The sequence below is a fragment of the Devosia sp. XGJD_8 genome, assembly GCF_046614475.1.
Classification (GTDB): Bacteria; Pseudomonadota; Alphaproteobacteria; order Rhizobiales; family Devosiaceae; genus Devosia.
On record NZ_JBKJHF010000001.1, the window covers coordinates 629,712 to 643,376 of the forward strand.

Here is a 13,665-nt window from a genome sequence, read left to right on the forward strand (position 1 = left end):
CTGGAGCCGAGATGTCGGAAAGCTCTTCCTTGATTGGCTGAGCCCATACCCGGGCCTGGACTGGCTGGATGTCGGATGCGGCAGTGGTGCTTTCACGAGCTTGATAGTCGAACGAACTGCCCCCAAATCGGTCGTCGGCATAGACTCATCGGAGCCCAGCTCGATTTTGCACGATCACGGCCCCTGAGTGCGAAGGTGCTGTTTGCCCCAGCCAGTGCGATGCGGCTGGAGTTTGCGGATAGCAGCATCGATATGGTCACTGCCGCCCTCGTCGTGCACTTCATGTCTGATCCCACTAGCGGCGTTGCGGAAATGGCCCGCGTCGCCAGAACAGGCGGCACCGTCGCGGGTTATGCCTGGGACCTCGCCGGCGGTGGTTTCCCTTACCACGCCATCCACGAGGCGATGCGATCCATTGGCTTGCAGGTTCCGGACCCTCCACATCCCGAGGTGGCCGATGTCCGCAACCTGGAACAACCCTGGACCTCTGCCGGCTTGGTCCACATTGCGCAACGAGAGTTCTCCGTCACCCGCACTGTTCCAGACTTTGCTCGCTACTGGAAGGTAGCGATCACCGCGCCGCGCATTGCCGCGGTTCTGCAAGACCTCTCACCAACGGAGCACAGACGTGTGAGGGATGCGGCCCAGAACATGCTCCCGTCCGCCAGCGATGGAAGTGTTGCTCCCACTGCACGAGCGAACGCGATACGGGGTCGCTCGCCAACACGGTGAGGTCTGGTCCGGGCGCAAATGCTCCAGCACTCGGGTGTCAGGCTGATAGGACAGGTGAAGCCCGCCGTTCCGGGGGCGCCGGCCAGCCAGGACACGTGGCTGTGATCCTGGGGGTATATGCCGGAACACAGGCCGCCCGCGGACGTTGCTGAACATAGTCCGCGCGAGCTTGGCAACGGTATCATCTGATGCCGATGATTCTTTGCGGTCTATCTAAGTATTTGATTTCTATATGTTTTTTGGAACCCAGTCGTGCTTGCCGCCATTGATGCTGCAACGCGGCTTCATCTCGGCCGCCTTTGCACGAGGAGTTTGCAGATGAGCACTGATAATCCCGAAACCTCAAAGACTGGCAGCGGGGCACCGCCGCAGCTGGTGGCGCAGGCGACCGAGGATACCCGACAAGTTGCGGAGAAGGTCACCCATGATCTGGAAGCCGTAAAGCACCGCGCGGCGGACGATGTGCGCGACCTTCAGCATGAAGCTGGAGCCAAGGTGGAAGAGGCCACGGAAAGCGTGAAGTCGTTCGCTTCGGACCAGAAGAACCTTGCTGCTAGCCAAATCAACGGTGTCGCCGCGGCGATCACCAAGGTGGCCGATGAACTCGAGGGATCCGATCAAGCGGCCGTCGGGCGTTATGCGCGCGAGTTGGCCTCTGGTCTATCCAGCTTCGGCAAGACCGTCGAAGAGCGCGATGTCGATGATCTCATGGGCATGGCCCAGGACTTCGGTCGCAAGCAGCCCGTTGCATTTCTCGGTGCTGCTGCCCTTGCAGGGTTCGTAGCAAGTCGCTTTGCTCTGGCCTCCGCCCATCGCCGCGAAAACAGGTCCTCAACAGGATCGCCGACAGCCAGTCACTCGTCGGGCAACGATCGGCCGGACGTCCCGAAAAACAGCGCTGTCCAGCCGAACAGCGTCCGCTCAGGAGGCCTGTGATGTCTGGCACCAATGAAAGTCGGCCATTGGCCGAATTACTGGGTGGGCTCGCTTCTGACATCTCCACCCTGTTTCGCAAGGAAGTGCAACTTGCCAAGGCCGAGGCCACGGAGAAGATCTCCGAAACGATGGCGGGCGTAAGCTCAATCGTCATCGGGGGCGTTCTGGCACTCGGAGCCTTGGGCGTCTTCCTCAGCGCCGTCGTGATGCTCCTGGCGGCGTTCCTCGAGGGTCAAGGCTTTGACCCCACGCTCGCCAATGCAGTCGCCGCTTTCCTTGTAACCGGCATTGTCGGCATCGCGGGCTGGATGACCATCTCGAAGGGTCTTAACGCGCTCAAGGCGAGCAATCTCAACATGAACCGGACGGCCGCCTCTTTGGGCCGCGACGCCGATATCGTAAAGGAGCGGCTGTAAATGACATACGACAGCGAACACAAGACGTCAGAGCAGTTGCAGCGCGAAGTCGAAGTGCAACGCAGTAGGGTTGAAACCACTATCGACCAGATCCAGGAAAAGCTTTCACCGGGCCAGTTGGTCGATGAGCTGCTGGCTTATACAAAGGGGGGCGGTGGCGAGTTCGTGGCGAGCCTGCAACGTAATGTGACGGCAAACCCCCTTCCCGTTGCACTCCTCGGCGTTAGTCTTGCCTGGCTAATGGCCAAGCCTGCCGGACCAGAAAGTCGTGCGGCTGACGCAAGCACCATCCGTTCGGACCGGCACTGGGACGACAGCATCAACCAGCAGCGCGGCTACTCAAGCAGCGACAGTGATGATTTCGACGATGAATATCCGGTGACGATCATCACCGGAGAAAGCCTGCAACGTTTGGGCAAGGTGACCGACGAACGCGGCTTTAGCTACAGCGAGTTTGCGGACGACGCCGGCAAAAAGTTCAGGGCATTGTCCGATGCGAGCGGCAATCGCGCGGGGCACTTCGTTGATGAGGCAGGCCACCGATACAAGGGTTTCACAAACGCCGCAGGCGAAGAGGTGAAGCATTTCCGCGACGAAGCCGGCAATATATTGGACGCAGCATCCGGGTGGGCGTCTCATAGCTGGAAAAAAGCGCGGGAAAAGCTGCATGACGCCCGCGACGCCGTGCGCTCCGGAGCCGGGGCAGGTCGGAATCGAGCCGGTCAGGCGACTGACGCTGTGCGCCACCAGATGGATGATCTCAGTCAGACGCTAGTTCACCAGTTCCGCGATCAACCCTTGGTCGGCGGCGCGCTAGCCTTCGCCTTAGGGGCGGCACTGGGTTCGGCGCTACCCCACACGGCGCAGGAGGATGCACTGCTTGGCGAAGCGGCCGATACTGTAAAAGGCAAGATCGGCGATCATGCATCCGAGATTTACGAGGACGGCAAGGAAAAAGCAGCCGATCTATATGAATCAGCTACGGCGAAAGTTGGCGAGCTGTATCAGCAAGCACGTGATGGCATGTCGGACACGGTCGACGTGGACCAGGCAAACACCACGAAAGCCTAACACTGTGGGGAGGCTTTGCCTCCCCACACCTGCCGGTCAGATCCCGGATCGGGGACTCCGACCCGGCCTCCGTAATCGTGGGTACTTCGGCCACCTTGAAACCGACGTCCTAGCTTGGATTTTCGGGAATCGACCGCAGTCAGGTTGTCATTCGGCCGTGGCGTTATGGCAAATGGCGGGCTGATCTGCGTACTTCGTCGAAGCTATCGTCGTTGACCGTGCCGCGCTTCGCGCTGTGTTCGACTTCCAATTGCATTGCTTGGGGACGCTGCCCGTCGCGGAGCTGCCTTCCCAAGCCCGGCTAAGGAGGTGCCACAACAGAGCCGTGCGGAACGGCTTAACCAAGAGCCGACGGGACCATACGATCGTCAGGCGTTTTAGGCCCTATGTACAATGCCGACCGACTACTTTTCGGGAACTCTCGAGTCCGCCGGAGGGGCCAGAAATGGAGCGTCTAGTAGCCGTGCTGATTTCTGGTTGCCGACGGGGCGGGGGAGACCGCAACTGGCTCTGACTGTCAGAAACCTCGGTGCTAGGCGCTGGGATATTCGCAGAGACCGTGACGCGTCTAGGCCTCTTGACCCCGGGTTACAGCCATAACGTGCCAGCCGGCACGTCAAGAAGGGCGCCCGAGTTCCCCCAGCGACGGCCAGGTAGAGGGTTCAGGGAGAAGTGTGCGCTAATCTCAGCTCTGTGGCGACGGTCTCTGTTGCCAAACCGTTACTGTCTTGAGACTGGCGTCGCGGACCAAGACTTCACAGTCGGCATCGAGAGATGCTTTCGCTTCGGATATGGCCGCTTCAACCGCTGCCTCACGCGAGGCGTAAGGACCGGCAATTTCCCCCTTATGACTGAACTGCCACACTGACTCTGACCGTTCCGACACCACATAGTGGCTACTGCTCATTTGGATCACCTCCGTTACACCAATGCGGCCGAGCTCTTGCCAGTTGCACAGCAGGACCACTGGCTTAGCCTGCGATCCACGGCATGACCGCCTCCCCTTTGTTTTTATATGTTTCCATCTTAGTCCGTGCCAAAAATCCATAGGGCGTCAAATTCGGCATCTATCGTCTTTGGGTCAGCGCCAGAGCGGTCGCGTGCAATGCCGTGGCAATGATGAATGCGACCGCGCTCGCCGCAACTGTTGCTGTCCCCGCTACCATCGGCGCAAGCGCTCCAAGGCTGAGGGTGGCCACGGCCAGCCCGTTCAGAAACTGAGCCATAGTTCGTCTGCCTTCCCGATCAAGTCGCATGCTTGTCTCCCTCTGGTGCGCAGCAGGATAATGCAGCCCGCCGATATGGGAATAAGTTCGCGCAGAGCTGACACGAGGATAGCATTCTGCATGGTCCGGTCACCTGAAACGGTAGCCGTCAGTTTGACCTCAGCGTCTCGCAGGCATGAGCAGGTTCCAGGCCGGTCGCCTTCGCGGGGCTGGCGACCGGTCGGCCACAATGATATCGCGCGCGGCTCCTTGGTTCTTCATGGTGGGATTGAAAGCGCTGCCGAACTTCGGCCTCATGAATTTGCTGGGGGAAATAGGCGGACGTCGTCTGGATCGGTCTATGGTTTCTCGGCGGAACTGCCTGTGGGCAGGTTCGAGGTCCTCCAACCGGAAGAAACCCCTGGGATCGCCTTCGGGGAAATAGACGGATCCGCCAGCGTAAGATTTTATGGGGGCCCGGCGGACGGCATGACCCGCGACGCCTTCGAGGCCCGTCTCGCTGCGGACACGCAGATCAGCACCACGATTTGTAGAGCTGGAGAGGCCTCTTGGTTTGTCCTTCTGGCTACTATGATCACGGAGAAGGCCAGGATACGATCTTCTACACGAAGGTGTTGTTCCCGCTCGATCACAAGACTTTCTCGGCCTTCGAAATCACTTTCCCGGCCCGGGACAAACCACGCTTTGCAGCACTAGTTGAGCATTGCGAAGCCAAGTTCACCGGCCCCGGTCATAACGGAGACGCTCCCAGCCATGCCCCTACGCCGTGCGACCAGCGCCGCGCCGTTGACCGACAGCATCGTGCCCTCGTGAGAGAGCCTTGAGCGTCGTGCGCTTTGATCCCCGTCGCAAGCGACAACGTCCACCTCGGCGTGATGTCGTCACCCCGCTGCTGGCCTTGATGGCCCTGTTGGCAGCGTCTGCTCTGGGCTGGGTGGCGCTTGACCCATTCCCACCTGGGCCGGGGTCTTCCCCTGACGTGACCTCTGCCTCGGCGGAAACCGACGTCCGGCGGCAGAGCTTTTCAATGTGTGGCCGCGACCGCTACAACTGCGTCGTCGACGGGGATACGATCTGGCTCGATGGCCGGAACCTGCGGCTGGCGTCCTTTGACACGCCTGAACCACATGACGGTATTTGCGGGGGACATGCCGAGGTCAAACTGGCGAAGCAGGCAAGCCGCCGGCTACTCGAACTGCTGAACACCAACCCATTCATCGTCGATACTTTCGGGCTCGACAATACCGGCGAGCGGACTCTCGCGACGATTAGAATCGCGGGCCGCGACGTGGGCGACACCATGATCGAGGAGGGGCTCGCGCGCCGCTGGCCCGATGGGGTGGAGTGGTGGTGTAGCTAGTCTGGTCTGACCGCCGGCAGAGGGTCCTGCGGCCGCGCCAGGGCGACGAGGCGGTGGCTGGATCAGCGTCCGAGCAAGTCACGCCGCCCCGTTCGGGCGACCGGCACGATCCACCTGGGCGGGCTGCCCATTCAGTCGCGATGCCTCAACGCGGTCTATCTCTGAATGCTGTGTCCTCACCGCTCAGGCAGCGCATCGGCCAAGGGCATTGATCGCGTTTCACCCGCCGCCGCTGGCCCGCTCCTGCCTCGGCCGCTTCTGAGTGACTGATCAGGCCAAGCGGACATGGCGCGATAAGCTGCGGGGCCGAGCGCAGAATGACCGATGACAGCTTCCGCTCCCGGCTCTTGGATCGGACTTGGCCGGCCTTCAGGCTGCGCCGCAATGGGCGAATCGGCCGGCACCCGCAACGCAGCTGCAGCTATGGACAAACCAGGCTGCCGCCCCCGCAATGGGAGCGCCGGCGGCGGCCACCTTACGGCGCGTTCTTGAGCACAATGCACTTGCCCCCCGCAGCCAGGAGGCGCTCGCACAATGCTTGCGCCGCCTGCCGGCTTTGCCGACCCACCATGGCCGAAAAGCGCAGGCGATTTCCAAAGCTGGGATTGCGGACGCCAATGAGCATCAGCTGCTCGGTGCCCAGGATTGTCTTGTGCGCTGTCTGGGCCGCGGCAAACCTCGATCGGGCGAGCTCGGCCGAGCTATTCTGTGCGATTAGCACACCCCAAGGCTGCCATTGCGCCGGACTGATGGTGAGATTGGGAACGCGTACAGACCGGGCCATGTCGATACAGGCAGCCACAAAGTCGGTGCCTCCGGCTAAGGCAAAGTCGACCTCGCCCACCGTCCCGGCGAGCCACTGTTCGACGGAATGGCCCGTGACAATCTGGACATAGTTGCGCGTCTCGGCTGGAAGCGTTCCGCCGCCACTGGCGATATAGCGGCCGGTCCGCCCCTCACCGCCATTGTATGCCGCAGCGGCGAGGCCGAGATTGCCAAATTTCTGTTCCAAGAAGCGCAGATATTCGGCCGACCGGGCCATGGCCTCGGCAGGGTCGAACGGATCGCGCAGGCCGCGCAGGCTGGCAGTTGTCGGCATGAACTGAGCTATTCCCTGCGCACCGGCGGGACTCAAGGCAGCCGGATCGAACCGGCTTTCCTGCCAGATGAGTCGGGCCAAGTAGCCTGCCGGCAGGTTCCAATGGGAGGCGTAAGCCTTGATAGCGGTGCATATATCCGCGCGAAAGCTCCGTTCTGAGATGCAGATATCCTGTCCTGCCAAATCGTAGCAGCGCTTGGCGTCTGGCTCCTCAGCGAAAGCTATGGAGGTGCAGGCAAGCGCCTGGAGCAGCACCAGCCAGGCCATCAGCAGTATGCGGACAGTGGGCATCATGACCTATCCTTGGCGACACCGCAGGGTCTGGCAAGTCCCGGATGTGGCAGCCACTACGCGCGCGATCCCTGCGGTGGCAATAACGTGTCACGATTTCCCTGGATCCGTACCCTGTGTGTCGACCGTGCAGTGTTCCCGCAGCACTTGCGTACAATCGCCCGAGCAGGAGGCGCCCTAGAAAATTCAGCGCTATCGGCAAGCCGCTAGGTGAGCGTGCGCTGCAAGTTTGATCTGCCGCGACAACACCGCGATTGAGAGCGGATAAGGCTGGCGCATAGCGCCAGGATCGCTCTGATCGTTGGCTTGACTACGCCACAGATCGCCGTTCCGCCAGCAGGCCCAAGAGGCGTTGCGCCGTGAGGGGTCTGGACAGCAGGAAACCCTGCAACTCGGTACAGCCCAAATCTTTGAGCAATCTGCGTTGCGCTTCTTCCTCGACCCCTTCGGCAGTTACGCTCATGTCGAGTGCCCGTGCCAGATCGATCACGGACCGTACGATGCTGAGCGTCGCGGGATCGCGAACGATGGACCTCGTGAACGACTGGTCGATTTTCAGCTTGTCCAGACTGTGCGCCCGCAAGTGGCCGATCGACGAGTATCCGGTGCCGAAGTCATCAAGCGCGATTCGGATGCCTGCAGTCCGCAGTTGCGCAAGCATCGCCTGGATGGCTCGTGAATTCTGCAGCAACACCCCCTCGGTGATTTCCAGCTGGAGTCGCTCTGCGGGTAGGCCCCGGGTGGACAAGATACGGAGCACGCTGTCGGCGAAATCTGGATTTCGGAACTGTAGCGGTGAGACATTCACCGCCACCCAGGGCACTTCTGAGGTGACGACGAAGCGGGCTGCTTCTTCTAGAACCCAGGTGCCGAGCTGGTTGATCAGGCCTGTTTCCTCTGCCATGCCGATAAACATGTCAGGCGCCAGGTTGCCACGTTCGGGGTGGTCCCAGCGAACCAGCGCCTCCGCGCCAGCGACGGCGTTGCTACCCGCCTCGAAGATGGGCTGGTAGAGGAGGAACAGACCTTGGCCAGTCAGCAACGCATTCCGGAGCTCAACTTCAAGGGTCCGTTTCTCGCGCCGCGATTTGTCCATTGCGGGATCGTAAACTTTGAGCTGGTTGCGTCCTGCTGCCTTCGACGCGTAGAGGGCAACATCTGCACGCCGCCGCATCTCCGTGGCGGAGACAGCATTTCCTTCCTCGAGTGCGACGCCGAAACTGGCCGTGATCTCAATGGACGCGTCGGTCAGCACGAAAGGGGTGTCGAAAACGCGCATGAGATTCTGGCAGATCCATTTCGCCTGTCCCTCATTCAAAACTCCGGGCTGCACCAGAGCGAATTCATCTCCTCCCAATCGGGCGAGGGTCGCCTCTTCAGGCAACGCAAACGCCAGGCGCGTGGCCACTTGCTTGATGATTTGGTCGCCTGCCGCGTGGCCATAGGTATCGTTTACATCCTTGAAGCCGTCCAAATCGATCGCGACCAGGGCAACCGTCGTTCTTGCCAGATAGGGGTATGCCATTGCCTCCAAAAGCCGTTTTTCGAAGAGCACACGATTGGCTGCGCCCGTCAGCGGATCATGCAAGGCCAGGTACGTCGTCTTCGTCTGCGTTGCTGCCAATTGGACAGTGGTCCGACGCACCCATGCCAGAAGGAAAGCGAGACCCGTCGCTGCGAGGAAGAGGAAGCTCACCCCCGCAGGGGCCGCCTCCCACAAAAGCGAAACGGCAGGACGGTTCGGCTGCCACGCAACGAAGCCGATCACCCTTCCAGCATTGTTAAGGATCGGCAGGGTCGCGTGGTCCGGCCGCGGCGCGGCAATGTGCAGCCCCTCAAGTTCGAAATGATCGGCCACGGAGGCAAGCAGCTGGGGCGAAATTGGCTTGATTGATACGAGATGGAAACTGGTTGCGGAGGCCTCATCAACGCCACCACCGTCTGGGCCAATCCGACGAATGCCCACAAAAGCCAGTTGTCCATCCTCAAGCCGTACGGTGTCCGCCAGGCGAGTGTGATTTGCCTCTCTGGTGGAAAAGCCAGGGCCTTCATCCGCTCCTTCCATTTGCCCGAACTGTCCGACCAGCAATTGCACGGCAGCCCTGTCATTGGCGTCAATCACCTCCTCCTTGAGGAGCGATCCTTCTGCGGCGCGAACGACGCCACCATCCAGCGCGAGGATGTAGACACGAGCAAGATCGTATGTTTCCCGCACGACGTCGGCGAGAACTGCTGCGGATCCGGGCTCGTCCTGGTTCCGGCGTGCCTCTTGCCAGATTGAACGGAGCTCTCCCGCAACAACGCTTTCCCGTTCCAAAGCCAGTGCCGCAGCGATTGTGCGACGCTCCGCAGTGACGGCGCGGCGGTCTACTTGGTCAACTGCCCAGTGTGTTCCGACCGCGGCTGCAATTAGCACCGCAACACCAAAAACGAGCGACAACCAAACCAGTGGATTGAGTGCGCGCCGGTGTGTGTAGGGATCGGTTTCCATCTCGGTCATCATACCGTCCGCGCATCACCAAATTCACCGCATGCCTTGTGTGCAAGGTCGAAAACCCAATTGTGGTTAGGAACAGGTTACTTTCTTCATGGGTATAACGGACGATCCCAGTATTCGGGTTCAATATCATTGCGGCTCTCGACAGACTTGACCGCGTCGATTTCATCGAAGCAAATCTAGCACTGTCCGAATGTACCTAGAGTGATGGTCAAGATTGCCCCGGACAGTCCATGCCGGGTGGCGCCCTCGCCGGCATAGGTCGTGTTGCGATCCCCTGCCTCCGCTCACTAGGGCGCAAGGCGCCCGGCGGTGTCGATGAAGCAAGGCCCCTCCTGAGCCGTTAAGCGCACCGCCGTGAGCACGCCGGTAGCAAAGGCGCCCGTATCCACACAGATTCGTCTGCCTGTCACGACCGGTGCGGCGGCCGGGGTGTGACCGTGCACCACCAGAGGACCCCGATCTGCGGGGCCGCTGAGAAAGGGCTCCCGAATCCAAAGAAGGTCTTCGTCTACTTGCTCGGATAGTTCAAAGCCGGGCCGCAAGCCAGCATGCACGAAAACAACCTCGGCCAGCTCCAGTAGCGAGGGCAGGTTTGTCAGAAGGTTGACATGTGCCACTGGTATGCTGGCCTTCAGTATGGCGAGGCGCTCCTGTCGTCTGGCACGGACAAAGCGCGGGACATCCACTCCATAGGAGTCGAGGGTATCCATGCCGCCAAAATCCAGCCATGGTGAGCTGGGACTGGGACTGGCAAGGAATTCCAACATCATAGCCTCGTGGTTGCCCGCAAGGCTAATCCTATCGAAACCTTCGGGGGCGGGCCCACAAAGCCAGTTAAGTACCTCCGCAGACCTGGGTCCGCGGTCGACATAGTCGCCCAGCGTCACCAGGATACGCCTTCCAGTGATGTGTTTGGCGTCCTGGCGTATCCGCTCGATCAACTCAAGCAGCAGATCATAACACCCGTGGATGTCGCCAATCGCGTAGACTACTGCAACATCGTCGGCCCTGAGACGAGGCCTCGATAGTCGCGGGATAGGGGAACGGCGTCGAAAAATACCCAGCATTGATTTCGCAACCCGAAGACGTCGCACTCTACCATGGGAGATCCGCGTATGTCGTTGGTTTCGGCCATGAGCTGGTTGGCCTGCAAAGTGACGGACCGTAGTGCGGAACCGCGATGCGGCACGACAGGTCAACTCAAGCTAGACGGTGTAATGGCGCGGTTGCAGGCAAGCGCGGGTGATGCTAGATGCGTCCCGTCGCCGGTATAGCTCAGTTGGTAGAGCACCTGATTTGTAATCAGGGGGTCGCGGGTTCGAACCCTGCTGCCGGCACCAGAAATCTTAAAGCAGATCAATAACTTACTGAAATTCGTGTTGGATTGCAAGGAATCTTAGGCGTGGTCCTTCCTCCGCGCGGTCCCGCTGTGGACGACCCTTGGACCGGGGAGAAGGTCTGGATACGAAGCATCAACGATAAGCCTTGAGGTTGAAGCAGCCAGCCTTGACGTCCTGGGCCGTAGGTGAAACCTAGTCCTCCAGTTTCAGGGACCCTCGGAGGACGGATGAAATCCAATGTGTCGTGGACCGACCGCCTCCGCAATCAAGTCGCGGCCCGTGCCGCGCAGATTTCTCGCAACGCCAAACCGAGCGGGTGGTTCGATGCCATTGCCCGCAAACGACAGCCCAAACTACCGCACGGCGCGTGGGAAAGCCCCGCCTCAAGAATCGAATCCATAAATACGGTCTCCGATCTGATTGCGCTATACCTTGGGTCCAACTCGTTTTTCGACCTGAAGTCTACGACGCAAGCCTCATATAGGCTGTATCTGCACCGAATAGAGATGAAGTTTGGCAATCTGCCTATTCACGCCCTTGAGGAACGCGGGGCGCGAACAGCCATCAGGCAATGGCGCGACGAAGTCTTGGCCTCGCGACCGAGAACGGCAGACGCCACGATCGGTGTGTTCCGCATGCTGCTGAATTTTGCTCTGGATGAAGAGTACATAGGTCGCAATCCCGTAACAGGAATTGGCCGCATTCACACCAAGACGCGACGAGACGTCATCTGGACCGATGCACAGATCGCAGCATTTCTGGCCACAGCGCCAAGACATCTGGCGCGTGTTCTGCTGGTCGCGGTGTGGACCGGCCAGCGCCAGGCGGACCTGTTGTCGCTGACTTGGGACTGCTATGACGGCAAATACCTACGGCTTGAGCAGCGCAAGTCTGCTCGCGGTTCGTCCGGACGACGCGTCAAGATCCTGGTATCTTCAGAACTACAGCGGGTACTGTCAGAAATAAAATCTGAGCAACGCGGCCAATCCCAGCTTTCCAGCCCTCTAGACTGGGGGTCTGACCCGGGGATGATTCTAACCACATTGAAGGGAGAGCCTTGGCGGCGCGGCTTTAGATGCGCGTGGCGCAAAGCCGTTGCCCAGGCGGGCGTCTCTGGGGTGACATTTCACGATCTTCGCGGCACCTTCATTACACTGTCATATAGGGCCGGAGCGACAATACGAGAGATTTCCGAAGCCAGCGGACATGATGAAACAGAGTGTGAACGAACCATTCGCCAGCACTACCTGGCCACCGGCGCCGAGCAGGTCATTACTCGGTTGGAAACCGGCCGACGATTTGCCAGCGACGATTGGATAACAACAGGTGCCCCCGGCGCCGATGCCCCTCTAATCGAGCAGCGGTTCACCGGCCCGCGGCATACACGGATCGCGAAGCCAAGGCACGCGTTGGGCCGTGAACTTCAGGTGAATTCCAATGAGCCGTAGTGATGAGAGCCCGCGCATTTGCATTGTTACCAATGGATCAGTGGAGGCCGATGACGCCGCTTCGCGCCTCAGATTGCGCTATGGTGACTACGCCATGGAAGCGGCCAATGTCGTGGTTGCCCTCGGAGGGGATGGCCTCATGCTGCAGACGCTCCATCGCGTTATGCAGGCGGGTCTGCCCGTTTATGGTATGAATTTCGGGTCCGTCGGCTTCCTAATGAATGTTTTTTCGGAGGACGACCTGGACCAGAGGCTGGCCTCCGTCCAGCGTACCCGGATCTATCCACTCTCGATGGATGTGCTTGATACATCAGGCCAGCTGCGGAGGGCTCTGGCATTGAACGAAGTTTCACTGTTTCGCACGACCTACCAGGCAGCCAAGCTTCAGATCGTTGTGGACGGTGAGACGCGGCTCGACGAGCTCATCTGCGATGGTGCCTTGATCTCCACCCCTGCCGGTTCCACAGCCTACAATCTCTCGGCGCACGGTCCGATCCTGCCGATAGAGGCGCAATTGCTTGCCCTCACGCCGATCTCACCGTTCCGCCCCCGTCGCTGGCGCGGCGCCATTCTGTCCAATCGCGCCGTCGTCAAATTCATTACCCGCGAAGCGGCAAAGCGACCGGTCAGCGCCGTTGCCGACAATGTCGAGTTCAAGAATGTACTTGAAGTGACGGTCCGAGAGGATCGCTCCCGCGGTGTCACGTTGCTGTTCGATCCGGGAACAAGTCTGGAGGAACGGGTTCTGGCTGAGCAATTCCGCTTCTGATACGCCTCCGGCTCGGGAAGCCGGTCTGGGCGCGAGGCTACTCTCTGATTTTTCGCAGATCCAGGTCATTCCAGTAAGGCTCAGTTGCGATCTCCGTAACTTCCAAACCGATACGACCACACCCTCGACTGGGGCAATGACGACCAGCCCTATGATTTCATCGTCCCGACGGGGCGGCTTTCGGCACTGCCCTATAGCGTGGAAACCTCCGACGCGGCAGTCATACAGGCGCAGAGCCACACGCCGTGGGAATACGAACAGGCAATCACCGACCACCTCGAGGGCCTTCTTGCCGACGGCAATGGGTCCGTCATGACACTCGGCCTGCAGGCCAACGTCTCCGGACAACCGTTTCGCGCCAAGTATATCCGCAAGTTCCTGGAAGCGGCAGCCGCCACTCCTGGCGTGTGGTTTGCGACAGGGTCGGAGATTATCGACGCCTACCGCGCCTGAATTGCCTTCGTCCCATTGTCGATC

11 protein-coding genes and 1 tRNA gene are annotated in these 13,665 nt (G+C 60.2%); 9 read left to right on the plus strand and 3 right to left on the minus strand.

Annotated elements, in window-relative coordinates:
• Nucleotides 1-75 precede the first annotated feature (75 nt).
• The 5 genes from ACLI1C_RS02875 to ACLI1C_RS02895 all read left to right on the plus strand — a co-directional run bounded on the left by ACLI1C_RS02875 (nucleotide 76) and on the right by ACLI1C_RS02895 (nucleotide 5,741).
• Nucleotides 76-732: a class I SAM-dependent methyltransferase gene (locus tag ACLI1C_RS02875; protein ID WP_411395348.1), complete on the plus strand. Its 657-nt coding sequence runs from the start codon at nucleotides 76-78 to the stop codon at nucleotides 730-732.
• A 318-nt stretch (nucleotides 733-1,050) separates the two neighbouring features.
• Entirely contained in the window at nucleotides 1,051-1,668 is a 618-nt protein-coding gene (locus ACLI1C_RS02880) for a nutrient deprivation-induced protein (RefSeq protein WP_411395349.1), read from the plus strand.
• On the plus strand, nucleotides 1,668-2,084 hold the full coding sequence (locus ACLI1C_RS02885) for a phage holin family protein (RefSeq protein WP_411395350.1): 417 nt from the start codon (nucleotides 1,668-1,670) through the stop codon (nucleotides 2,082-2,084). The genes ACLI1C_RS02880 and ACLI1C_RS02885 overlap by 1 nt, the downstream gene beginning before the upstream one ends.
• Entirely contained in the window at nucleotides 2,085-3,155 is a 1,071-nt protein-coding gene (locus tag ACLI1C_RS02890; RefSeq protein WP_411395351.1) for a DUF3618 domain-containing protein, read from the plus strand.
• A 2,055-nt stretch (nucleotides 3,156-5,210) separates the two neighbouring features.
• Nucleotides 5,211-5,741 (plus strand): thermonuclease family protein, encoded by a 531-nt coding sequence (locus ACLI1C_RS02895; protein WP_411398194.1) that lies wholly within the window; start codon nucleotides 5,211-5,213, stop codon nucleotides 5,739-5,741.
• A gap of 475 nt (nucleotides 5,742-6,216) precedes the next feature.
• Here the strand turns inward: ACLI1C_RS02895 and ACLI1C_RS02900 are convergent, their stop codons facing one another.
• The 3 genes from ACLI1C_RS02900 to ACLI1C_RS02910 form a co-directional block, all read right to left on the minus strand.
• The gene (locus ACLI1C_RS02900; protein ID WP_411395352.1) at nucleotides 6,217-7,134 is read right to left on the minus strand and encodes a lytic transglycosylase domain-containing protein; all 918 of its coding nucleotides are present in this window, start codon (nucleotides 7,132-7,134) and stop codon (nucleotides 6,217-6,219) included.
• 307 nt (nucleotides 7,135-7,441) lie between these two features.
• On the minus strand, nucleotides 7,442-9,631 hold the full coding sequence (locus ACLI1C_RS02905; protein ID WP_411395353.1) for a putative bifunctional diguanylate cyclase/phosphodiesterase: 2,190 nt from the start codon (nucleotides 9,629-9,631) through the stop codon (nucleotides 7,442-7,444).
• Between the two features lie 287 nt (nucleotides 9,632-9,918).
• Nucleotides 9,919-10,698: a metallophosphoesterase family protein gene (locus tag ACLI1C_RS02910; RefSeq protein WP_411395354.1), complete on the minus strand. Its 780-nt coding sequence runs from the start codon at nucleotides 10,696-10,698 to the stop codon at nucleotides 9,919-9,921.
• Nucleotides 10,699-10,895: 197 nt separating this feature from the next.
• Here ACLI1C_RS02910 and ACLI1C_RS02915 point away from each other — a divergent pair.
• From ACLI1C_RS02915 to ACLI1C_RS02930, 4 genes are all read left to right on the plus strand, one after another.
• Nucleotides 10,896-10,971, plus strand: a tRNA-Thr gene (locus ACLI1C_RS02915).
• Nucleotides 10,972-11,198: 227 nt separating this feature from the next.
• A complete protein-coding gene (locus ACLI1C_RS02920; RefSeq protein WP_411395355.1) occupies nucleotides 11,199-12,419 on the plus strand; it encodes a tyrosine-type recombinase/integrase in 1,221 nt (406 codons plus the stop codon).
• Nucleotides 12,409-13,188 carry an NAD kinase gene (locus tag ACLI1C_RS02925; RefSeq protein ID WP_411395356.1) on the plus strand — a complete coding sequence of 260 codons (780 nt, stop codon included), beginning with the start codon at nucleotides 12,409-12,411 and terminating at the stop codon, nucleotides 13,186-13,188. Before ACLI1C_RS02920 ends, ACLI1C_RS02925 begins: the two co-directional genes overlap by 11 nt.
• A gap of 198 nt (nucleotides 13,189-13,386) precedes the next feature.
• Nucleotides 13,387-13,641: a hypothetical protein gene (locus ACLI1C_RS02930; protein ID WP_411395357.1), complete on the plus strand. Its 255-nt coding sequence runs from the start codon at nucleotides 13,387-13,389 to the stop codon at nucleotides 13,639-13,641.
• Nucleotides 13,642-13,665 lie beyond the last annotated feature (24 nt).